The organism is Cellulomonas sp. EB106-03-03-XG116 (assembly GCF_058792015.1).
This window is the reverse complement of the sequence record NZ_JBYTEP010000056.1, coordinates 1-22309: the sequence shown is the minus strand read 5'-3', so window position 1 is coordinate 22309 and position 22309 is coordinate 1. Positions and strand designations below refer to the sequence as shown.

At 75.0% G+C, this 22309-nt stretch carries 20 protein-coding genes and 1 tRNA gene; 4 read left to right on the top strand and 17 right to left on the bottom strand.

The features are described 5' to 3' along the window. Nucleotides 1-54: 54 nt before the first annotated feature. The 4 genes from AC3WUG_RS16590 to AC3WUG_RS16575 are packed head-to-tail and all read right to left on the bottom strand — an operon-like array spanning nt 55 to nt 5109. Nucleotides 55-984, bottom strand: coding sequence for a carbohydrate ABC transporter permease (locus AC3WUG_RS16590; protein WP_492328675.1), 930 nt, complete (start codon nt 982-984; stop codon nt 55-57). Further along, nucleotides 981-2120, bottom strand: a complete 1140-nt coding sequence (locus tag AC3WUG_RS16585; RefSeq protein WP_492328674.1) for a carbohydrate ABC transporter permease — start codon at nt 2118-2120, stop codon at nt 981-983. Before AC3WUG_RS16585 ends, AC3WUG_RS16590 begins: the two co-directional genes overlap by 4 nt. 10 nt (nt 2121-2130) lie before the next feature. Continuing rightward, on the bottom strand, nt 2131-3441 hold the full coding sequence (locus AC3WUG_RS16580; RefSeq protein ID WP_492328673.1) for an extracellular solute-binding protein: 1311 nt from the start codon (nt 3439-3441) through the stop codon (nt 2131-2133). Nucleotides 3442-3468: 27 nt separating this feature from the next. Then, complete coding sequence (locus AC3WUG_RS16575; protein WP_492328672.1) at nt 3469-5109, bottom strand: GH39 family glycosyl hydrolase; 1641 nt, start codon at nt 5107-5109, stop codon at nt 3469-3471. Nucleotides 5110-5300: 191 nt separating this feature from the next. Here AC3WUG_RS16575 and AC3WUG_RS16570 point away from each other — a divergent pair, with 191 nt between their 5' ends. After that, a complete protein-coding gene (locus AC3WUG_RS16570) occupies nt 5301-6338 on the top strand; it encodes a LacI family DNA-binding transcriptional regulator (RefSeq protein WP_492328671.1) in 1038 nt (345 codons plus the stop codon). Between the two features lie 24 nt (nt 6339-6362). Here the strand turns inward: AC3WUG_RS16570 and AC3WUG_RS16565 are convergent, their stop codons facing one another. Continuing rightward, nucleotides 6363-7403: a LacI family DNA-binding transcriptional regulator gene (locus tag AC3WUG_RS16565; RefSeq protein WP_492328670.1), complete on the bottom strand. Its 1041-nt coding sequence runs from the start codon at nt 7401-7403 to the stop codon at nt 6363-6365. Between the two features lie 166 nt (nt 7404-7569). Between AC3WUG_RS16565 and AC3WUG_RS16560 the strand changes: the two genes are divergently transcribed. The 3 genes from AC3WUG_RS16560 to AC3WUG_RS16550 are packed head-to-tail and all read left to right on the top strand — an operon-like array spanning nt 7570 to nt 12460. Beyond that, on the top strand, nt 7570-9546 hold the full coding sequence (locus AC3WUG_RS16560) for a DUF1565 domain-containing protein (RefSeq protein WP_492328669.1): 1977 nt from the start codon (nt 7570-7572) through the stop codon (nt 9544-9546). A gap of 5 nt (nt 9547-9551) precedes the next feature. Beyond that, a complete protein-coding gene (locus tag AC3WUG_RS16555; protein WP_492328668.1) occupies nt 9552-10445 on the top strand; it encodes a dihydrodipicolinate synthase family protein in 894 nt (297 codons plus the stop codon). After that, complete coding sequence (locus AC3WUG_RS16550; RefSeq protein WP_492328667.1) at nt 10442-12460, top strand: YjhG/YagF family D-xylonate dehydratase; 2019 nt, start codon at nt 10442-10444, stop codon at nt 12458-12460. The genes AC3WUG_RS16555 and AC3WUG_RS16550 overlap by 4 nt, the downstream gene beginning before the upstream one ends. A gap of 41 nt (nt 12461-12501) precedes the next feature. On the opposite strand, the gene AC3WUG_RS16545 is transcribed toward AC3WUG_RS16550, so the two are convergent. From AC3WUG_RS16545 to rplU, 12 genes are all read right to left on the bottom strand, one after another. Continuing rightward, complete coding sequence (locus AC3WUG_RS16545; RefSeq protein WP_492328666.1) at nt 12502-13023, bottom strand: GNAT family N-acetyltransferase; 522 nt, start codon at nt 13021-13023, stop codon at nt 12502-12504. An 84-nt stretch (nt 13024-13107) separates the two neighbouring features. Beyond that, nucleotides 13108-13180: transfer RNA gene (locus AC3WUG_RS16540), tRNA-Ala, on the bottom strand. A gap of 87 nt (nt 13181-13267) precedes the next feature. Beyond that, the gene (locus tag AC3WUG_RS16535) at nt 13268-13963 is read right to left on the bottom strand and encodes a histidine phosphatase family protein (protein ID WP_492328665.1); all 696 of its coding nucleotides are present in this window, start codon (nt 13961-13963) and stop codon (nt 13268-13270) included. Further along, nucleotides 13960-14355, bottom strand: coding sequence for a ribosome silencing factor (gene rsfS / locus AC3WUG_RS16530; RefSeq protein WP_147796072.1), 396 nt, complete (start codon nt 14353-14355; stop codon nt 13960-13962). The genes AC3WUG_RS16535 and rsfS overlap by 4 nt, the downstream gene beginning before the upstream one ends. A 41-nt stretch (nt 14356-14396) precedes the next feature. Further along, on the bottom strand, nt 14397-14966 hold the full coding sequence (locus tag AC3WUG_RS16525; protein ID WP_492328664.1) for a hypothetical protein: 570 nt from the start codon (nt 14964-14966) through the stop codon (nt 14397-14399). Nucleotides 14967-16227: 1261 nt separating this feature from the next. Continuing rightward, nucleotides 16228-16830 (bottom strand): nicotinate-nucleotide adenylyltransferase, encoded by a 603-nt coding sequence (nadD, locus tag AC3WUG_RS16520; protein ID WP_147796070.1) that lies wholly within the window; start codon nt 16828-16830, stop codon nt 16228-16230. A 28-nt stretch (nt 16831-16858) separates the two neighbouring features. Continuing rightward, the gene (locus tag AC3WUG_RS16515) at nt 16859-17014 is read right to left on the bottom strand and encodes a hypothetical protein (RefSeq protein ID WP_166943740.1); all 156 of its coding nucleotides are present in this window, start codon (nt 17012-17014) and stop codon (nt 16859-16861) included. A gap of 72 nt (nt 17015-17086) precedes the next feature. Beyond that, nucleotides 17087-18424: a glutamate-5-semialdehyde dehydrogenase gene (locus AC3WUG_RS16510; protein WP_492328663.1), complete on the bottom strand. Its 1338-nt coding sequence runs from the start codon at nt 18422-18424 to the stop codon at nt 17087-17089. A gap of 64 nt (nt 18425-18488) precedes the next feature. Beyond that, on the bottom strand, nt 18489-19637 hold the full coding sequence (gene proB / locus AC3WUG_RS16505) for a glutamate 5-kinase (protein WP_492328662.1): 1149 nt from the start codon (nt 19635-19637) through the stop codon (nt 18489-18491). Between the two features lie 150 nt (nt 19638-19787). After that, nucleotides 19788-21299, bottom strand: coding sequence for a GTPase ObgE (gene obgE, locus AC3WUG_RS16500; protein ID WP_492328661.1), 1512 nt, complete (start codon nt 21297-21299; stop codon nt 19788-19790). Between the two features lie 89 nt (nt 21300-21388). Next, nucleotides 21389-21643 carry a 50S ribosomal protein L27 gene (gene rpmA / locus AC3WUG_RS16495; protein ID WP_147796066.1) on the bottom strand — a complete coding sequence of 85 codons (255 nt, stop codon included), beginning with the start codon at nt 21641-21643 and terminating at the stop codon, nt 21389-21391. A 63-nt stretch (nt 21644-21706) separates the two neighbouring features. After that, nucleotides 21707-22015: a 50S ribosomal protein L21 gene (gene rplU / locus AC3WUG_RS16490; protein ID WP_203670265.1), complete on the bottom strand. Its 309-nt coding sequence runs from the start codon at nt 22013-22015 to the stop codon at nt 21707-21709. Nucleotides 22016-22309: the final 294 nt, after the last annotated feature.

The following is a 22309-nucleotide window of genomic DNA, read 5'->3' as shown; positions in this document are numbered from 1 at the left end:
GGGAGGGGGGAGTCCGCGGCACCCCGCGACCCGCCCCGCCCCACGCCCCGGGCGTCAGCCCTTGACCGCCCCCGACATGACGCCGGACACCAGCTGCTTCCCGGCGACCACGAACACCACCAGCAGCGGCGCCGCCACGAGGAACACCCCGGACATCACCAGGCCGGTGTCGCTGGTGAACGCGCCCTTGAGCTGCGGCACCACGAGCGGCATGGTCAGCTGCGAGCGCATCACGACCGACGGCCAGAAGAAGCTGTTCCAGGACCCGACGAACGTGAACAGCGCCAGCGTGGCGGCCGCCGGCCGCGCCGCGGGCATCGCGATGGACCAGAACGTGCGGAACATCGACGCCCCGTCCACCCGGGCCGCCTCGACGAGCTCGAACGGCAGCGCCTCCTGCAGGTACTGGGTCATCCAGAACACGCCGAACGCCGTGACCAGCGTGGGCACGGTCAGCGCCGCCAGCGAGTCGATCCAGCCGAAGTCGTTCATCATGATGAACATCGGGATGGTGCCGACCTGCGCCGGGATCGCCATGGTGGCGATCACGGTCACGTAGAGGACCTGCCGGCCCCGGAACGTCAGCTTGGCGAAGCTGAACCCGGCGAGCGTCGAGAAGAACACCGTGGACGCGGTCACCGCGACCGCGACCAGCACGGAGTTCGCGAACGCCGTCCAGAAGTTGAACTGCGAGGCGGTGACCACCTCCCGGAAGTTCTCCAGCAGGACGAGCGTCGGGAACCAGGTCGGCAGGTCGCCGACCGCCCGGGCGATCTCCTGGCTGGTGGACGAGCCGTACATCGCCGCGGCGTAGAGCGGGAAGACCGAGACCACGACGACGACGAGCAGGAACAGGTACGACGCCCACCCGGGGCGGCGCCCCGCGGTGTCGTGCTGCCGGACGGGCCGGCCGCGGGCCGCGCGCTTCTGCGCGTACCGCACCGCCCCCTTGCCCGCGGTGTTCCCGATGTACCCGGTGCTCATCGGCTCGCTCCTTCCTGGACGTCGGCGTCGTGGACCGGCGCGTCGGGTGGTGGCCCGTCCCTGCCGGGGGCGGCGGCCGCGGCCGCCTCGGGCCGGGTCGACGCCGCGGCGACCGCCCGCGCCCGCGCCACGGCGGCCCGGTGCTGCGCGCGGGTGACCCGGGGCGCCCGGGACCGCGACGACGAGATGGACCGGGTGAGCAGGAAGTTCACCAGGGAGAACACCGCGATGATCACGGCGAAGATCCAGCCGACCGCCGCGGCCTGGCCGAGGCGGTCCTGCCAGTCGCCGAACCCGAGCTCGTAGAGGTAGAGGACGACGGTGGTCCACTGGTTGTCGGCGCCGCCCTTGCCCCCGCCCGTCCCGCCGCCGTCGTAGAGCCGGACCTCGTCGAAGATCTGCAGCCCGCCGATGGTCATCGTCAGGGTCACGAAGATCATCGTCGGCCGGATGCTCGGCAGCGTGACCGAGAAGAACTGCCGGAGCCTCCCGGCCCCGTCCACGGTGGACGCCTCGTAGAGCTCCCGCGGCACGGCCTGCATCGCGGCGAGGAAGATCAGCGCGTTGTAGCCGGTCCACCGGAACACCACCATCGAGCCGATGGCCATGTGCGACAGCAACCGGTCCTGGAAGAAGGGCGAGTCCGACCCGGTGAGCAGGCCGAGCTCCTGGAGGTTCGGCACCAGCAGCCCGAACTGCCCGAACACCTGCCCGAAGATCATCGCGGTGGCGACCGGCATGACGACGAACGGCACGAGCACGCTCATCCGCCAGAACGTCCGCACCCGCAGGTTCTGGTCCAGCACCGCCGCGATCAGCAGCGCGAGGACCAGCTGCGGGACGGCGCCCCACAGGAAGATCGAGAACGTGTTCTCCAGCGACCGCCAGAACAGCGGCTGCCGGAGCACCCAGGTGAAGTTGTCGAGCCCGACGAAGTCGCCCATGCCGGCCCGGCGGTGCCAGTCGTGCACCGCGACGACCACGTTGAACAGGAGCGGGAAGGCCCCGAACACCGCGAACAGCAGGAAGAAGGGCGAGACGTAGAGGTAGGGCGAGACCTTGATGTCCCACCGCGAGAACCGCTGCCCCCACCCGACGCGGCGCGCGTCGGGTGGGACGGCCGACCTGGTCGACACGGTCGGCCGCTCAGTCCGCGGTCTCGAAGCCGAGCGCGTCGAAGTCCGCGACCACCGACTCCCAGGCCTGCTGCGCGGTGGCGCTGTCCGACTCGACGAGCCGGATGCCGTCCGTGACCAGCGTCTGGATGCCCGCGAAGTTCTCGCCGCGGTACCCGCCGGCGGCCGCGTCCCCCGCGGCCGCGGCCAGGTCGCCGTAGATCTGCCCGACGCGCTGGTCGCCGAAGAACGGGTTCTCGGTCTCCGCGATCTCGGGGGCGGACATCGCCTCGAGCTGCGACGGGAACTGCCCGGTCTCGTCGAACCAGTCGATCGCCGCGTCCGGGGTGGTCAGGTAGTCGGCGAGCTCGATCGCCCAGGCGGTGTTCGGACCGGTCGACGGGACCGCGAAGAACGAGCCGCCCCAGTTGCCGCCGCCCTCGGGGAACGTGCTGGCGATCCGCCAGCCGTCGACGCCGTCGGCGTTCTCCGCGATGATCCCGGTCATCCACGCCGGGGTGACGACGCTCGCCCACTGCTGGTTCTGGAACCCGGCGCCCCAGTCGGCGTGCCCGATCGCGATGCCGGCCGAGATGTCGTCCTCGGCGGCGTCGGCGAACATCAGGAACAGGTCCTTGACCTCGGTGTTGTCCGCGAGGTCGTACGGCAGGCCCGACTCCGGGTCCTCGAACGCCGCGGGCAGCAGGTTGATCGCCGCCTGGAACGCGTTGGTCAGCGAGTCGACGAAGTAGTTGTCGCTCACCGCGACGTACTGGCGGCCCGCGTCCAGGAACGTCTGCCAGGTGGCGTCGTCCCCGCCGATGAGCTCGCCGAACGACTCGGGGTCGGTGGCCAACCCGGTGCCGGCCAGCATGTCCTGGTTGAACGCGATCGCCAGCGGGCCGATGTCCGTGCCGTAGCCGGTGATCGTGCCGTCGACCGAGCCCTGCGCGACCTTCCAGTCGACCCAGCGGTCCGGGACCTCGGGCAGCTCGGCCCAGTCCTCGGGGACGGCCATCATCTCGGTCCACCAGTCGAGCTCGACCAGGTGCACGTCCGACAGCCCGGCGCCGTCCGAGGACAGCCCGTTGCGCAGCACCGTCTGCGCCGACGCCCCGTCGGGGAACCGGTTGACGACGACCTCGATGCCGGTCTCCTCCTCGAAGGAGTCGAGCAGCTCGGTGGGGAAGTCCATCCAGGCGGCCACGGTGAGCTTGTCGGGCTTGTTGTCCTCGCCGGCCTCCTCGGACGCCCCGCCGCCTCCCCCGCCGCACGCGGCGAGGGCGAGGGCGGACGCGGCGGCGAAGGCGACAGCGCCGGCGGACTTCGCGGTGATCCTCATGTGAGGGTCCTCTCGGTTTCTCCCGCGTCAGCGGGTGGTGGGGGCGGGGCTGATCGAGGCGACGGCCCAGGCCGGCAGCTCGAGGTCGATCGTCAGGACGCCGTCGTCGGCGACGGCGAGGGTGCGGCGGTCCAGGGCGTCGGCGACCGCGGCGAGCTCGGCGACGTCGCGGCGGCTGAGGTTGAGCGGCTCGCCGCGGCGGTGCCACTCCTCGGCGACGTTGCCGTGCTCCCAGTCGAGGACCTCGACGCGGTACCCGGCGCCGGGCCGCAGGCCGGAGACGGTGTGCGTGACCCGGCGCGCAGGGCCCTCGCCGAGGTGGCGGCGGGCGGCGGCGTAGCTGGTCGCGCCGCCGACGGAGCGGTCGCCCATCGAGTCCGGGTAGTTGAAGAACACCCCGGCGACGCCGCCGTCCGCCGTGGCGGTCAGGACGCCGTGCTCGTGTTGCGCGAGGATCCTCCTCCCCAGCCGGTGGAGCATCGCCATCGCGTGGAAGGTCGGCTTGTGCAGCCCCTGCTCGTTGACGAAGCCGAAGCCGCCGTGGAACGGCCCGATGCCGCCGCCGCCTTCCTCGAAGACGTCGGTGAACGTCCAGTACGCGATGGAGTCCGCGAGGTCCTGGCACTGCAGGAACGCCCGGGTGATGTACGTCGCCGCGAACAGCGTGTCGTGCATGTGGTCCCGGCTGGACGGCGACGTCGACCACTCGGTGACGTGCACCTCGGCGTCCGGGTACGGGCTGGCCGCGAGCAGCGCGCGCAGGTGCAGCAGGTCGTCGCGGGTGGCGTCGCGGTTCCGGCTGATGGGCCGGCCCACGCCCTGGGTGTCGAACGCGAAGTCCGTCGGGTACAGGTGGGTGGACAGGAAGTCGAGCGGCAGGTCGCGCTCGGCGCAGAACGCGATGAGCTCGTTGATCCACACCGGCTTCCAGGGCAGCGCGTCCGGGTCGTCGGCCTCGGCGGTCGCGGCCTCGACGGACTTGTCGTGGTACTCGCCGTCGTACCGGGCGTCCGCGACGAACACCGACGACGACGGCCCGCCCACGCGCAGCCCGGGGTCGATCGCCTTGAGGGCGCGGGCCGTGGCCTCGTACAGCGCGAAGTACTCGGACCGGGTGCCGGTCCAGAAGTGCGGGACCAGGTTGGGCTCGTTCCAGACCTCGAACGGCCACTGCCGGACCTCGTCCAGGCCGTAGCGGTCGATCCAGTGCCGGACGGTGGTCGTGACCAGCTCGACCCAGGCACCCATGTCCGTCGGCGGGCTGCCGTGGGCCTTCCACCAGAACAGCGTCTCGGTGTCCCGCGCGAGCTCCCGCGGCATGAACCCGAGCTCCACGAACGGGCGGGCCCCCGCGTCGAGGATCGCGTCGAACACCTTGTCGACGTACGCGTAGGTGTAGACCGGCTCGGCCAGCGGAGTCGGCGGGCCGAACCCGCCGCCGTTCGAGGCGCGGTAGACGAACATGTCGTCGTGGAACACGCCGTGGAACCGCACGTGGCGCGCGCCCAGGACGCGGACGGCCTCGCGGAACTGGCCCTGCCAGTCGGCGCGGAGCGCCTCGTTGGCGCGGCCGGCCCCCAGGCACTCGCTCCACACGTGGCGCAGCGGCTGGTCGGACGGGCGTCGGTCGTCGATCAGCAGGGTCGACGGCGGTGCCTCGACAGACACGCAGACCTCCTTCGGTCGGCGCGGGCGGCTCCGGTGCGGCCCGCTGGAGTCCGAAACGGTTTCGCAACTCGTATCGGGAACCCGACCGTAGGATACGAGCGGCCCCGGCGGCAACACCCCGGGTGAAACCCGGCCCAGCCGTGCCGGGACCGTTATAGAGTCACGAAACAGTTTCGGGTCGAAGGAGAGCCATGACGAGTGCGGCCGGGAGGCGCGCCACCCTGTCCGACGTCGCGGTCGCCGCGGGCGTGTCCAAGGCGACGGTGTCCAAGGCGCTCAACGGCCGCGACGACGTCTCGGCGGAGACCCGCGAGCGCGTCCTCGACGCCGTGGCCACCATCGGGTACCGCCCCGCACCGGGCCCCGCGCACCCGCACGACCGGCGCGCGCTGGCCGTCGTGTTCGACCTCCCGGCGTCGCCCTACATCCTCGGCGTCTTCCAGGGCTCGCTCGCGGCAGCGACCGACGAGGCCGTGGACCTGCTGACGCGGCTGGCCCCCGACCGGGACACCCGCACGCAGCCGGCGGTCGCCCGCGACTGGGTGGCCGACCTGCTCGCGGTCGGCGTCGGCGGCGTCGTCGGGCTCACGCTCTCCCGGCCGGACGCCCTCATCCGCGCCGCGGCCGACGCGTCCCTGCCGTTCGTCATGGTCGACCCCGTCGGCACCCGGGACCGCCGCCTGGTGAGCGTCGGGTCGAGCAACTGGGACGGCGCCCGCGCCGCGACCGAGCACCTCCTCGGCCTCGGCCACCGGCGCATCGGCTGGATCGGCGGGCCCGAGGACTCCGACGCGGCCCGCGAGCGCCTCTACGGCTACCGCGCCGCGCTGGACGCCGCCGGGATCGAGCCCGACCCGGCGCTCGTCCGCTCCGACCAGTTCACCGTCGACAACGGCACCCGGTACGCGCACGAGCTGCTCACGTCCGCGGAGCCGCCGACGGCGATCATGGCCGCGGACGACGAGATCGCGGTCGGCGTGCTCGCCGCCGCGCACGCGCTCGGCGTGCCCGTGCCCGGGCGGCTGAGCGTGTCGGGGTTCGACGACACCCCGCAGGCGGCCTGGACCACGCCCCCGCTCACGACCGTGCACCAGCACCTCGGCGACATGGGTCGGATGGCGGTCCGGACGGTGCTCGCGATGACCGAGGGGCGGCACCCCGCCTCGCCGCGCGTCGAGCTGGCCACCTCGCTGACCGTCCGCGCCAGCACGGGTCCGGCGCCGGCCTGAGCCCGGAGCCGGCGTCGCGCCGGCTCAGCCCGCCGCGGGCGGCGCCGTCGACTCCCGGACCACGAGCGCGGTCGACAGCTGGACGTGGTGGGAGTCGACCCGCTCCCCCCGGGCCAGCTGGAGCAGCGTCCGCAGCGCGACCCGCCCCATCTCCACCACGGGCTGCCGCACGGTGGTCAGCGGCGGCGCCGCGGACGCGGCCGCGGAGCTGTCGTCGAACCCGACCACGGACAGGTCCTGCGGCACCCGCAGCCCGTGCCGCTGCGCGGACGCCAGGACGCCGAGCGCGATCGAGTCCGACGCCGCGAACACCGCCGTCGGCGGCTCGGGCAGCTCGAGGAGCTCGTCGCCGATCGCCAGGCCGGCCTCGAAGGTGTGCGCCCGCGAGCGCACCAGCGCCTCGTCCACCTGCCCGTCGCCGGCGCGCATCATGCTCAGGTACCCCTGCAGCCGCTCGGCCGACGGCAGGAACGCGGGCGCGCCGCCCGCGAACGCGATCCGGCGGTGGCCGAGCTCCAGCAGGTGCCGGGTGGCCTGCACGCCGCCCGAGAAGTTGGTCGACCCGACCGACACCGTCGAGTCGTCCATCGGGTTCACCGGGTCGATGTGCACGGTGGGCACCCCGAGCGCCCGCAGCAGGTCGCGCTGGGCGTCGGTGGGCTGCGTCGTGACGAGCACGACGCCCGCGCGGTCGCCCACGGCCTGGCGCCGGATCCACGCCGGCGACAGCGGCGTCGCGTCGCCGTCGGCGGGGCCCGCGTCGAGCACGTCCACCACGACCTCGATCCCGTGCTCCCGGGCGGAGGCGACCACCCCCTCGAGCACCCGGAGGGCGTACACGTCCGCGAGCGTGCGGAACACGACCGCGACGCCGAGCGGGGCGGTGCCCGCGCGCGGCCCCGTGGTCGGCGCGTAGCCGAGGTGGTCGATGGCCTCCTCGACGCGGCGCCGCGTGCCCGGCGAGATCCCCGGCCGGCCGTTCAGCACCTTCGACGCCGTGGAGGTGGACACGCCGGCCGCCGCGGCGACCTGCTCGAGGGTGGGCCGGCGGTCCGTGGTCGACATGCCGGACACGCTAGCGAAACTCTTTCCGGCGCGAAAGCGGGTGTTCGGCCTTCCGCCGCCCCGCTCCGCCGTCGTAGGGTCGGCGGGTCGACGCACCGGGGCGGAAACTGTTTCGCGATGGGGCGCCGGCCACCGCCCGCACCGCTCCGACCGAAGGACGCCCCCGTTGACCACGCTCCACGTCGCCGTGACCGGCTCCGACCGCGCGGACGGGAGCCCCGGCGCCCCGTTCCGCACCGTCCAGCGGGCGGCGCGCGCGGCGCGCCCCGGCGACACCGTCCGCGTGCACGCCGGCACCTACCGCGAGTGGGTGCGCCCCCCGCGCGGCGGCGTCGCCGACGACCGCCGGATCACGTTCGAGGCGGCGCCCGGCGAGCACGTGGTCATCACCGGGGCCGAGGTCGTCACCGGCTGGGTGCGCGAGCGGGGCGACGTGTGGCGGGCGGAGATCCCGAACACCCTGTTCGGCGACCTCAACCCGTTCGACGAGCCGGTCGCCGGCGACTGGCTGCACACCAGCCCCGGCGCCCCCCTCGCGCACCGCGGCGACGTCTACCTGGCCGGCCGGTCCCTGCACGAGGTGCACGACCGCGCGGCCGTCGACCACCCCGAGCGCCGCACGCACGTGCGCTACCAGTGGACGGCGCTCGACACGCCGCTGGTCGACCCCGACCGGACCGTCCTGGTCTGGTACGCCGAGGTGGGCGCGGACGTCACGACCGTCTGGGCGAACTTCGGCGGTGCGGACCCGACCGCGGAGGTCGTCGAGGTCAACGTCCGCCCGTCGGTGTTCACGCCCGAGCGCGCGCACGTCGACTACATCACCGTCCGCGGCTTCGAGCTCGCGCAGGCCGCCACCCCCTGGGCGCCGCCGACCGCCGACCAGCTCGGGCTCGTCGGGCCGCGCTGGGCGAGAGGCTGGGTGATCGAGGACAACCTGGTCCGCGACTCGAAGTGCGCCGGCGTCTCCCTCGGGAAGGACGCCGCGAGCGGCGACAACGAGTCGTTCGTCCTCGGCGACAAGCCCGGCTACCAGTACCAGCTCGAGGCCGTGTTCACCGCGCTGCACCAGGGCTGGGAGCGCGAGCACGTCGGCTCGCACGTCGTCCGCCGCAACGAGATCCGCGACTGCGGGCAGAACGGCGTCGTCGGCCACCTGGGCTGCGCGTTCTCCACCATCGCGGACAACCACATCCACCACATCGGGACCAAGCACGAGTTCTCCGGGTACGAGGTCGCGGGGATCAAGCTGCACGCCCCGATCGACGTGACCATCGAGCACAACCGGGTGCACGACACCACGCTCGGCATCTGGCTGGACTGGCAGGCCCAGGGCGCTCGGGTCACCCGGAACCTGCTCTACCGCAACATCCGGGACCTGTTCGTCGAGGTGGCCCACGGCCCCGCGGTCGTCGACCACAACGTGCTGGCCTCCCCCATCGCGATCGAGCTGCTCAGCCAGGGCACCGCGTTCCTGCACAACCTCGTGCTGGGCGTCCTGCGCGTGCAGCCGGTGCTGGACCGGGCCACGCCCTACCACGTGCCGCACTCCACGCAGGTCGCCGGGTACGCGTTCGTGTACGGCGGCGACGACCGGTACGCCGGCAACCTGTTCGTCGGGGCGCGGCACGGCGTCTACGCGGCGGACGCCCCGATGCTGCTGCCGGACTTCCCGCCGGAGTCGAACGGCACGCACGCCTACGACGGGGCGCCGGGGTCCTGGGCGGAGTACACCGAGCGCATCGGCACCGCCACCGGCGCGGGCGACCACTCGCGGTTCCACCTGGAGCGGCAGGCCGCGTACGTCTGGTCGAACGCGTACGCCGACGGCGCCCGCCCGGCCGCCCACGAGACCGGCGCCCGGGTCGTCGACGGGCCCGCCACGGTGCGGGTCGTGGACTCCGGCGCGGAGGTGCACCTGGAGACCGACCTCCCCGTCGGGCTCACCGCTCCCCTGGTCGACGCCGTGCACCCGGACCTCGGGCACGTGCGGGTCGTGGGGGCGGCCTACGAGAACCCCGACGGCACCCCCGTCGTCGCGGACCTCGACCTGGTCGGGCACCGCAAGGAGCCCGGTTCCCCCCACCCGCCGGGCCCGCTGGCCCGCCTCCACGACGGCGCCGCGCGCGTCCGGGTCTGGTGATCGCGATGGCCCAGTTCCACGCCCCTGCCGTGACGGCGCTGCACGCCGACGGCACCCTCGACCGCGACGGCAACCTGGCCGTCTGGGAGCACATCCTCGACGGCGGCGTCGACGGCATCGTGCTCCTCGGCAGCACCGGCGAGTTCTTCGCCCTGCGGCCCGAGCAGAAGCGCGAGCTGATCGACCTCGCCGTGGAGCACGTGCTGCCGCGCGGCGACCTCATCGTCGGCACCGGGTGCCTCCGGGTCGACGACACCGTCGAGCTCAGCCGGTACGCGCTCGACGCCGGGGCGCCCGCGGTGATGGTGGTCAGCCCGTACTACTTCGCGCTCGAGGACGCAGCCGTCGAGGCGTACTTCTCGGCGGTCGCGTCGCAGGTGCCCGGGGACCTCTACCTGTACAACTTCCCCGCCCGCACCGGCTACGACCTGGGCCCCGAGGTGACCCGCCGGCTGCTGCGCCGGCACCCGAACATCGTCGGCTACAAGGACACCGTGCTCGAGGTCGGCCACACCCGGCGCCTGCTCACCGAGCTGCTGACGGAGTTCCCGGACTTCCGGGTGTTCGCCGGGTTCGACGAGAACCTGCACCACGTCGTGACGTCCGGCGGTGCCGGGGCCATCGGCGGGCTGGCCAACCTGTACCCCGAGTACTGCGCCGCCTACGTGCGGGCCGTCGACTCCGGGGACGCGGCGGCGATCGCCACGGCGCAGCGCCGCATCGACGTGCTCATGGGGGTGTACGCGCTCGGCGCGCCGTTCTTCCCGCTGCTCAAGGAGGGCATGGTCGGCCGGGGCGTCCGGCTCGAGCACCACTCGACCGCCCCGCACCTGCCGGCCACCCCCGAGCAGGCCGAGGCTCTCGCGGCGCTGATGGCGACGGTCGAGGACCTCCCGTGACCGCCTGGGAGCAGCTGCTGGAGCCGCACGACGGCATCTACGCGCTGCGCTCGCACGCCGACGGGCCGTCCGGGCGGCTGCCGCTGACCGCGGACGGGCTCCGCCGGTCGCCGAGCGGCGACGTGTTCGGCATGACGCAGAACGCCGGCATGGGCTGGCCCCGGGCGAACCTGCTCGGGCCGCAGGTGATGATCGTGTCGACCGCCGGCGGCCTGCGGTCCGAGTCCGGCGAGCCGATCGCGCTCGGGCTGCACTCGGGGCACTTCGAGCTCGTCGACCAGGTGCGCGCGGCGGCCGAGACCGTCGCGGTGGAGGGCGGGCTGCCGTTCGCCACGTTCGTCTCCGACCAGTGCGACGGCCGCTCGCAGGGCACCACCGGCATGTTCGACTCCCTGCCGTACCGGAACGACGCCGCGACCGTCATGCGCCGCCTGATCCGGTCCTTGCCCACCCGGTCCGCCGTCCTGGGCGTCGCCACCTGCGACAAGGGCCTGCCCGCCACGATGATGGCGCTGGCGTCCCAGCACGACCTGCCGACCGTCCTGGTGCCCGGCGGCGTCACGCTGCCCCCGACCCGCGGCGAGGACCTGGCGCGCGTCCAGACCATCGGCGCCCGGTTCGCCAACGGCGAGCTCTCCCTGGAGGACGCCGCCGAGGCCGGCTGCCGCGCCTGCGCCTCCCCCGGCGGCGGCTGCCACTTCCTCGGCACCGCGGGCACCAGCCAGGTGATCGCCGAGGCACTCGGCCTGGCGCTCCCGCACTCCGCCCTCGCCCCGTCCGGCGAGCCGGTCTGGGCCGAGGTCGCGCGGCAGTCGGCGCTCGCCGTGCTCCGGCAGCGCTCGCTCGGGCTCACCACCCGGGACGTGCTCACCCCCGAGGCGTTCGAGAACGCCATGGCGGTGCACGCGGCGATCGGCGGCTCGACGAACCTCCTGCTGCACCTGCCGGCGATCGCGCACGCCGCGGGCGTGCCGCGGCCGTCCGTCGCGGACTGGCTGCGCGTGAACCGCGCGGTCCCCCGCCTGGTCAGCGTGCTGCCGAACGGCCCCGTCCAGCACCCCACCGTCCGGATGTTCCTGGCCGGCGGCGCCCCGGAGGTCATGCTGCACCTGCGCGACCTCGGCGTGCTGCACCTCGACGCGCTCACCGCCACCGGCGAGACCCTCGGCACCGTCCTGGACTGGTGGGCCGGCTCCGAGCGCCGCGCCCGGCTGCGGCAGGTCCTCCGGGACCAGGAGGGCGTCGACCCCGACGACGTGATCATGAGCCCGCCCGCGGCCCGCCGCCGCGGGCTGATGCCGACGACCGCGTTCCCCACCGGCAACCTCGCGCCCGAGGGGTCGGTCATCAAGTCCACCGCGATCGACCCGGCCCGGCTCGACGGCGACGTCTTCGAGCACGTCGGCCCGGCCCGCGTGTTCACGTCCGAGGCCGAGGCGATCGCCGCGATCAAGGCCCGCGAGGTCGCCCCGGGCGACGTCATGGTCGTCATGGGCGGCGGCCCGCTCGGCACCGGCATGGAGGAGACCTACCAGGTCACCTCCGCCCTCAAGCACCTCAGCTACGGGCGGGACATCTCGCTGATCACGGACGCGCGGTTCTCCGGCGTCTCCACGGGCGCCTGCCTCGGGCACGTGGGCCCGGAGGCGCTGGCCGGCGGCCCGATCGGGCGGCTGCGTGACGGCGACCTCGTGCGGATCCGCGTCGACGTCGCCGGGCTGGAGGGCCGCGTGGACTACGTCGGCGACGCGTCCGCGCCGCTCACGCCCGAGGAGGGCGCCCGCGTGCTCGCCGCGCGGGAGCCGCACCCCGGGCTCGCGCCGCACCCGCAGCTGCCCGACGACACCCGCCTGTGGGCGGCGCTGCAGGAGGCCAGCGGCGGCACGTGGGGCGGGGCGGTGTACGACGTGGACCGGATCGTCGAGGTGCTGCGGGCGGGGACGGCGGCGCTGGGCGGGATGGCGGGCGAGGGTCGACGGGATGCATCGGACGCGGCGGGGTCCGACGGCCGGTGACGTCGTCACGCGCCGCGCGGGTCCGACGGCCGGTGACGTCGTCACGCGCCGCGCGGGTCCGCCGTCCCGCGCTCGAGGTGACGCACGCGCCACACCACGTCGAGGGCGGCGCTGGTGCCGCTCCGCTCGACCCGCTCCACGACGAAGCCCTCGCGTGCGTAGAAGGCCCCGGCCCGCGTGTTGCTCGCGACGTGCTCGACGAACAACCTGCTCGCGTCGGCCGGCAGCCGCTGGATGACGGCCTCGATCAGCCGGGGCCCGAGCCCGAGCCCGCGTGAGCCCGGGTCGAGGTAGAGCTTGTACAGGACGTGGTCGGCACCGTGGCGCCCGCGCTGCGCGACCCCGACGAGCCGGCCGGCCGCCTCCGCGACGACGACCAGACCGCCGGACACGGCGGGCTCGATCTGCGCCTCGCCCCACCAGCGCGTCACCTGCCGCTCCGCGGCCGCGGCACCGATCAACGGCGCGTAGTGCGCCGGGACGTGGGCGGCGCCGAACGCGCAGATCCGCCGCACGTCGTCCGCCGCGGCATCGCGGACGGCGACGACCTCGCGCTGAGTCACCGTGACCCCCCCCGGCCTGGGCTCCTCCGACCGTCCCGGAACCACGAAGCGGGCGAGAGCTTCCGCTCCCGCCCGCTTCCGTTGTGGAGCTGAGGGGACTCGAACCCCTGACCCCCTGCATGCCATGCAGGTGCGCTACCAGCTGCGCCACAGCCCCGTGATCAGGCCTTCCGGCCGTCTCCCGTCCCGCTGAGCGGGCGTCCTGAACTCTAATCGAACCTGGCGGAAGATGCGAATCGGCTGGTCAGGCCGGATCGCGGACCTCCTCGTCCATGCCGCGGTCGACCCGGTCCGGGCCGGCGTTCCAGTCGGACGACGCGTGCACCGGACCGACGTTCAGGGCCTCCAGCCGCCACGCCAGGCCCGAGCCGGGGCGGCCGGGCTGGACCTCCGCCCAGTGGGCGTTCGACATGCCGGAGACGCCCTTCCACTCCGCGGACAGGCCGAGCAGGCCGACGAGGCCGAGGGTGATCGCGGCGCCGTGCGACACGACGACCAGGGTGTCGTCGGCCTCCAGCGCGCCCGCCTGCTCCTCGATCGCCCGGACCATGCGGGCCTGGACCTCGGCGCGGGTCTCGGCGCCCACGCGCTCCGGCTCGCGGCCCGCGCGCCAGGCGGCGTGCTGCTCGGGCCAGCGCTCGGCGATCTCCGCCGACGTCAGGCCCTCCCAGTCGCCGAACGACCGCTCCCGGACCCGCGGGTCGGTGTGCACGGGCAGGCCGGTGCGCGCGGACAGCGCCTCGGCGGTCGACCGGGCGCGGCCGAGGTCCGAGGCGATGATCCGCGTCGGGGCGTACCGGCTGGCGAGCGCGGCCGCGGCCGTCTCGGCCTGCCAGACGCCCACGTCGTCCAGCGGGATGTCCGACTGGCCCTGCAGGCGCGCCGCGGCGTTGTGCGCGGTGCGCCCGTGCCGCCAGAGGACGACGCGCCCGGCGGTCACTCCCCCGCCCCGTCGCCCTCGGGGGTGCCGTGCACGTCGGCCGGCAGCTCGATGACCGGGCAGTCCTTCCACAGGCGCTCGAGCGCGTAGTAGGTGCGGTCCTCGGCGTGCTGCACGTGCACGACGACGTCGCCGAAGTCGATGAGGACCCAGCGGCCCTCGGACTTGCCCTCGCGGCGCAGCGGCTTGGCGCCGAGCTTGTGCAGCGACTCCTCGACGGCGTCGACGATCGCGCCGACCTGCCGCTCGTTGGTGCCGGAGGCGATCAGGAACGCGTCGGTCAGCACGAGCTGCCCGCTGACGTCCAGGGCGATGATCTCCTGGGCCTTGAGGTCGGCGGCGGCGCGGGCCGCCGCCACGGTGAGCTCGATGGCGCGGTCGGTGGCCGACACGGGTCTCCTCGGGGTGGTTCGGGTGGGTCGGGTGCTGCAGGTCAGGGTGCGGGCGCGGCGTCCGGCGCCGTCGCCGCGGCGGCGGGCACGTCGGGCCCTGCGCCGTTGGTCGCGGTGTTCGCGACGAAGATGATGAGGAAGCCGAGCACGAACGCGACGACCGCCAGGATGATCCACTGCAGCCAGGTGTACGGCAGGGGCTTGCGCAGCCGCTCGGGCTGCTCGTCGATCTCGTCGATCTCCTCGTCCGCGTGCACGCCGCGGAGCATGTCGCCGGTGGCGTCGGTGATCTCGGCCTCGTCCTCGGGCAGCGGCGCGGGCGCCATCGCGCGCAGCAGGCTCTGCCACTGCGGGACGGGGGCCTCGTCGTCGTCCTCGGCGGCCGTCCGCGGCGCGGGGGCGGCCGGGGCCGGTGCCGCGGAGGCCGACGTCGCAGGCGCCGTGCGCGCGGGGCCGGCGGGCGACCGGTCCTGCGTCGCCGGGGCGGCCGGCACCGCGGAGCCCCGGGTAGTCGCGGTCGAGGCGGACGCGGTCGCGGCGCTCGCGGCGGCGGAGCCGGTCGTCGGCAGCGCCGTCGTCCCGGTACCGGCCGGCGCGGCGTCGCCGGGCACCGGGCGCCAGGACGCGCCGGAGGCGGTCCACGAGGAGGTCCCGGCAGCGCGCTGCTGACCGGGTGACGCCGGGCTCGAGCCGGGCGCGGCGGGACGCTGCTGCCCCGGGGCCGCCGGCGCCGGGCCGGGCGCGGCGGACGCGCCCGCGGCGGCGGTCGGCGACGCGGCACCGGCACCGGTCGACGGCGCGGCGGGCGGCCACGAGCGGCCGGGCGAGCTCGTGGCGCTCCGGCGGGCGGGCTGCTGGTCCGGCGCCGGGGAGGCCGCGGACCGCTCGGCGGCCGGCGCCTGGCCGGGGACGGCCGCACCGGTCCGGGCCCACGGCGCGGGCGCGCCCGAGGGTGCGGCACCGGCCGGGGCACCCGGCGTCGCGGGTGCGGGTGCGGCCGGCGAGCCGGCCGAGGGCGCGCGGTCCCCGCGCCCGGAGATCCGGGACGGCCCGGCAGCGGGCCGGGCGGGGCCGGCCGCGGGCGACGGGGGCGCACCGGCGCCCGCCGGGGACGACGGCGCGGCCGGCGACGGCGCGCCGGACCCGCCGGCATCCCGCTGGGCCGCAGCCCACAGGTCGGGCACGCGTGGAGCCGCCGCGGGGGACGACGGGCGCGGGGCCGCGGCGGCACCGGCACCGGCACGAGCGCCCGTGGCGCCGGCGCCAGCGCCCGCAGCGCCAGCGCCCGCAGCACCAGCACCCGCGGCACCGGCACCCGCGGCGCCGGCACCCGACGCGCCCGCACCGCCCTGCGGCGCGTCCGACGACCGGATCGACCGCCGCGTGCGCGCGGGCTGCTCGGGCTGGAGGCCGGGCACCTGGTACGGCGCGGCGGACCCGTCCGGCCCGACGGCAGACACGGGCTGGTTGCGCAGCGCGCGCCGCGAGGACGGCGACGCGCCGGAGGGCGCTGGGCCGGCCGGGCTCGCAGGGGCAGCCGGGCTCGCAGGCGCAGCCGGGCTCGTCGCAGGCGTGGCCGGCGCCGGCGCCGCAGCACCCGACCTCCGTGCGCCCGCACCGGCCGCCCCGCTCGTGGGCCCGGACGTCGGCGTGCCGCCCGACGGCGCAGCCGCACCGCCGGCCGCCCGGCCGACGCCGCGCGCCGGGGTCGCCTGACCGGCCTCGGGCGCGGCGGACGCCGCGGCGGCGCGCTCCTGCTCCGCGAGCCGCGCGGCCTCGCGCTCCCGCAGCTCCCGTCGGGTCAGCGGGCTGCCGGACGAGCTCATCTCGGGGCCTCCTCGGGACCGGGGGCGCGGCGGGCGATCTCGTGGATCACGACTCGCTCCCCCGGTACAGACCGTGCTTCGCGATGTACTGGACGACGCCGTCCGGCACCAGGTACCAGACGGGCTTGCCGCCGCGCGCGCGGGCGCGCACGTCGGTGGACGAGATGGCGAGCGCCGGGATCTCCCACTGGCTCACCCGGTCGGCGGGGAGGCCGTCGGTCGTCAGCGTGTGCCCGGGCCGGGTCACGGCCACGAACTGCGCACGCTCGAAGAGCTCGGGCGAGTCCTTCCAGGTGAGGATCTGCTCGATGGCGTCCGCGCCGGTGATGAAGTACAGGTCGGCGTCGGGCCGCTCGTGCGCGAGGTCCCGCAGGGTGTCGACGGTGTACGTCAGGCCGGGCCGGTCGATGTCGACGCGGCTGACGGTGAACCGCGGGTTCGACGCCGTCGCGATGACGGTCATGAGGTACCGGTGCTCGGCCGGCGTGACGTCGACGTCCTGCTTGAAGGACGGCGCACCGGTCGGCACGAACACGACCTCGTCGAGGTCGAACCGCGCGGCGACCTCGCTGGCGGCGACGAGGTGGCCGTGGTGGATGGGGTCGAAGGTGCCGCCCATCACGCCCAGCCGGGCTCGTCGCTGCGTCATCGGATGCGGGTCCCCGTCTGCTGCCGGCTCAGTCGTGGCGCGTGCCGACGCTCCGGAAGGCGAAGGTCACGAGCAGCAGGGCGATGAGGACGCCGAAGGCGGTGATGCCGAACACCACGGGCGAGAACGGCAGCTCGGTCGTGTGCTCGGCGGCGGTCTCGGCGACGCGCAGCGCAGCGTTCACGTGGTCCTCCCGGACGGGTCGAAGTGAGGGTCAAGTGTCGCACGTCCGGCGGGTCGCCCGCCGGACGCGGGGTCAGGGCCGCACGTGCCCGTCGCCGTGCACCACCCACTTGGTGGTGGTCAGCTCGCCGAGGCCCATCGGCCCGCGGGCGTGCAGCTTCTGGGTGGAGATGCCGATCTCCGCGCCGAGCCCCAGCTGGCCGCCGTCGGTGAACCGCGTCGAGGCGTTCACCATGACGGCCGCGGAGTCGACCTCGGCGACGAACCGCTCGGAGGCGGCCAGGTCGCGGGTGACGATCGCCTCGGTGTGGCCGGAGCTCCAGGTGCGGATGTGGTCCAGCGCCGTGTCCAGGTCGTCGACGACGCGCACCGCGAGGTCGAGCGACAGGTACTCGGTCGCCCAGTCCTCGTCGGTGGCGGGCACGACCTCGACCCCGGCGGGCGCGGCGGCGGCGGTCGCGGCGTCGCCGTGCACGGTCACGCCGGCCTCCGCCAGCGCGGTCAGCGCGGACGGCAGGAACGCGTCGGCGGCGTCGCGGTGCACGAGCAGCGTCTCGGCGGCGTTGCACACCCCGACGCGCTGGGTCTTGGCGTTCAGCAGGATCGGCAGCGCGACGGCCGGGTCCGCGGTGGCGTCCACGTAGACGTGCACGTTGCCGACGCCGGTCTCGATCACGGGCACGGTGGCCTCGCGGACGACGGTCTGGATGAGGCCGGCGCCGCCGCGCGGCACCAGGACGTCGACGAGCCCGCGCGCGTGCATGAGCGCGACGCCGCCGGCGCGGCCCCAGGGGTCGACCGACTGCACGAGGTCGGCAGGCAGGCCCTGCGCCTCGAGCGCGGCGCGCAGCACGTCGACGATCACGGCGTTGCTGCGGGCCGCCGCCGAGCCGCCGCGCAGCACGACCGCGTTGCCGCTCTTGAGCGTCAGGCCCACGGCGTCGACCGTGACGTTCGGCCGCGCCTCGTAGATCATCCCGACGACGCCCATCGGCACGCGCACCTGGCGCATCCGCAGGCCGTTCGGCAGCGTCGAGCCGCGCACGACCTCGCCGACGGGGTCGGGCAGCGCCGCGACCTCGCGCAGCGCGCCGGCGATCGCCTCGATCCGCGCGGGGGTCAGGGCGAGCCGGTCGAGCAGGCCGTCCGAGATCCCGTCCGCGCGGCCGCGGTCCAGGTCCTCGGCGTTGGCGGCGACGATCGCGTCGGCGTGCGCGACCAGGGCGTCGGCGAGCGCGTGCAGCGCCGCGTCCTTGGCGCCGCGGGTCGCGACGGCCAGGGCGCGGGACGCCTCCTTGGCGCGCCGGGCCACGGCGAGCACCTGGGCGGTGACGTCGTCGGCCGACGGCGCGGCGGGCACGGCGGAGGGCTGGGCCCCGTCCGTGGCCGGGGCGTCGAGCGAGGTGGTCATCGCACCAGCCTAGTCCCGGACGCGCGGGCGTCCCGCGGGCGTCTCAGCGCCGGCGCGACCCGGCTCAGCGCCGGCGCCGCACCAGCACCAGGTCGTCGCGGTGCACGAGCTCGCGGTCGTACCCCTCGCCCAGCTCGGCGCGGAGCTCGGACGTGCTCCGGCCCAGCAGGTCGGGCGCCTCCTGCGACGAGTACGCGACCAGCCCGCGCGCCACCACCGTGCCGTCGGCGGCGACGATCTCCACCGGGTCGCCGGCCTCGAACTCGCCGTGGACCGCGGTCACCCCGGCGGGCAGCAGCGACGTGCCCCGCTCGACGACGGCCTTCACCGCGCCGTCGTCCAGCACGAGCCGCCCGTGCGTCCGCGCGGCGTACGCCAACCACATCAGCCGGGTCGAGGCGCGCTTGCCGGTGGCCGCGAACCAGGTGCCGACGTCCTTGCCGGCCAGCGCCGGGGCGACCTGCGCGGCCGAGGTCAGCACGACCGGCACGCCCGAGGCCGTCGCGATCGCCACCGACTCGAGCTTGGTCACCATGCCGCCGGTGCCGACCCGGGACCCGCGCGCGGACACGTCGATCCCGTCCAGGTCCTTGGGTCCGCGCACCTCGGCGATGCGGCGCGAGCCCTCGCGGTCCGGCGGCCCGGTGTACAGCCCGTCGACGTCCGTCAGCAGCGCCATCGCGTCGGCGTGCACCAGGTGCGACACCAGCGCGGCCAGCCGGTCGTTGTCGCCGAACCGGATCTCGTCCGTGGCGACCGTGTCGTTCTCGTTGACGATCGGCACGACGCCGAGGTCGAGCAGCCGCTCCAGCGCGCGCTGCGCGTTGCGGTACTGGGTGCGCCGCATCGTGTCGTCGGCGGTGAGCAGCACCTGGCCGACCCGCAGCCCGTGCTCGTGGAACGCGCGGGTGTAGTGCGCGACCAGCAGCCCCTGCCCCACCGACGCCGCGGCCTGCTGGGTCGCGAGGTCCCGGGGCCGCCGAGCGAGGCCGAGCGGGTCCATGCCGGTCGCGATCGCGCCGGACGACACCAGGACGACCTGGTGCCCGCCGTTCACCCGGGCGGCGAGCACGTCGACGAGCGCCCGCAACCGGGCCGGGTCGAGCTTGCCGTCGCCGTCCGTGAGCGACGAGGAGCCGACCTTGACCACCACGCGGCGGACCTCGGGCAGCAGGCGGCGGTCGGACAGGGCGGCGGCACTCACGGGGAGCATCATCCCCCGGGCGCGGACCGGGACGGGGTCGCGTTCGCGGACCGGGACGCCTCACACCTGCCGACAGTGGAACGTCGTGACGAACACGCCCTCGGCGTGTCGGTCACGACGTTCCACTGTCGACCGGGCGCAGCCCGGGAACGGGTCGGGTCAGTCCTCGCGCCAGAGGCCGGCCTCGCGCTCGGTCCACAGCTCCGCGCGCGCCTCCGCCTTGGCGTCCATGCGCTCCTTGTACTCCTGGCGCTTCTGCCCGCGGGTCGGCCGGCTCTGGTCCTCCAGCCGCGCGTCGGAGCCGCGGGGGCCGCCGAGCAGCTCGGACCCGGTCATCAGCGTCGGCTCCCAGTCGAAGACGACCGCGTTGGGCCCGTCGCCGATGACGACCTCGGCGCCCGCGACGGCGCCGGCCTTGAGCAGCTTCTCCTCGACGCCGAGCCGCGCCAGGCGGTCGGCCAGGTAGCCCACGGCCTCGTCGTTGGCGAAGTCGGTCTGCCGGACCCAGCGCTCGGGCTTGGTGCCGCGGACCTGGAAGTACTCGTGGTCGCCGTCCTGGCGGCGCGCGACCGTGAACCCGGCCTCGTCGACGGCCTTCGGCCGCAGCACGACGCGGGTGGCCTCGGGGGCCGGCGCGTCGCGGCGGGCCTGCTCGACGACCTCCGCCAGCGCGAACGTCAGCGGGCGCAGGCCCTCGTGGCTCGCGGTGGAGACCTCGAACACGCGGAGCCCGCGCGCCTCGAGCTCCGGGCGCACCAGGTCGGCGAGCTCGCGCGCCTCCGGGACGTCGATCTTGTTCAGGACGACCATGCGCGGGCGCTCGGTCAGCGGCACGCGCCCGCCCTCGATGCCGATGTCCCCCGCGTACGCGGCGAGCTCGGCCTCGATGACGTCGAGGTCGGTGAGCGGGTCGCGGCCCGGCTCGAGCGTCGCGCAGTCGAGGACGTGCACCAGGACGGCGCACCGCTCGACGTGCCGGAGGAACTCCAGGCCGAGGCCCTTGCCCTCGCTGGCGCCCGGGATCAGGCCCGGGACGTCGGCGACGGTGTACCGCGCGTCGCCGGCCTGCACGACGCCGAGGTTCGGGACCAGGGTCGTGAACGGGTAGTCGGCGATCTTCGGGCGCGCGGCGGACATCGCGGCGACCAGCGACGACTTGCCGGCGCTCGGGAAGCCCACCAGCGCGACGTCGGCGATCGTCTTGAGCTCGAGCACGACGTCGCGGGCGTCGCCCGGCTCGCCGAGGAGCGCGAAGCCCGGGGCCTTGCGGCGCGGGGACGACAGCGCGGCGTTGCCGAGGCCGCCGTGGCCGCCCTCGGCGACGACGAACGTGGCGCCGGCGCCGACCAGGTCGGCCAGCACCTCGCCGTCGGCGGACTTCACGACGGTGCCGTCGGGCACCGGGAGGACGAGGTCCTGGCCCGTCGAGCCCTGGCGGTGGTCGCCCATGCCCTGGGTGCCGGACGGGGCGTGCCGGTGCGGCGCGTGGTGGTAGTCGAGCAGGGTCGTGACCTGCGGGTCGACGACCAGGATCACGCTGCCGCCGTTGCCGCCGTTGCCCCCGTCGGGGCCGGCGAGCGGCTTGAACTTCTCGCGGTGGATGGACGCGCAGCCGTGGCCGCCGTCCCCGCCGCTGGCGTGCAGGACGACTCGGTCGACGAACGCGGCCATGTGCGGGTGGTTCCTTCCTGGACGGACGGAGGGGCGCACCGCGTCGTGCGGTGCGCCCCTCCGGCCAGCGTGCTGGGGGTGCGGCGGTGTCAGCCCGCCGTCACGATGTCGATGACCTTGCGGCCACGACGGGTGCCGAACTGCACCGCACCGGCGGCGAGCGCGAACAGGGTGTCGTCGCCGCCACGGCCGACGTTCACGCCGGGGTGGAAGTGCGTGCCGCGCTGGCGGACGATGATCTCGCCGGCGTTGACGACCTGGCCGCCGAAGCGCTTGACGCCGAGACGCTGGGCGTTGGAGTCACGACCGTTGCGCGAGGAGCTCGCGCCCTTCTTGTGTGCCATCTCAGGCCTGCTTTCCTGCGGTGCTGTCTACGGGAGGAGTCACGGGCCGGCAGGCCCGCGAGGTCACTTGATGCCGGTGACCTTGAGGCGGGTGAGCGCCTGACGGTGGCCCTGGCGGCGGCGGTAGCCGGTCTTGTTCTTGTACCGCAGGATGTCGATCTTCGGGCCCTTCTCGTCCCGGACGACCTCCGCGGTGACCTTGATCTTGGCGAGCGCCGCGGCGTCCGACGTCACGGCGGTGCCGTCGACGAGGAGGAGCGCGGGCAGCTCGACGGTCTCGCCGGCCGCGGCCGCGAGCCGGTCGACGACGACGACGTCGCCGACGGCGACCTTCTCCTGGCGGCCGCCGGCCTTCACGATCGCGTACACCACGTTGCTGCTCATCTCTGCTCGTCGAACTACAGGTTCAGGGGCGCCCCGCCCTGCTGCCGGTCCCGGCGCGCCACCGCGGTGGCCGCGGAGCTCGGGAGGTCGGCGCCGCTGGGGCGTCACGCACGAACGGTGCCTCTGCGCAGCGACCCGGGGTCAACCGGGCTCACCATCAGAGCGCACCGACGTTCAAGGATACGCAGACCCTCCGAGAGGGTCAAACCGCCTCCTGTCGGGCCCGCGCGCGGGGCGCGGGCCTGTCTCTTCTCCCCCCCTTACGCTTCCGACGAAAGCCAT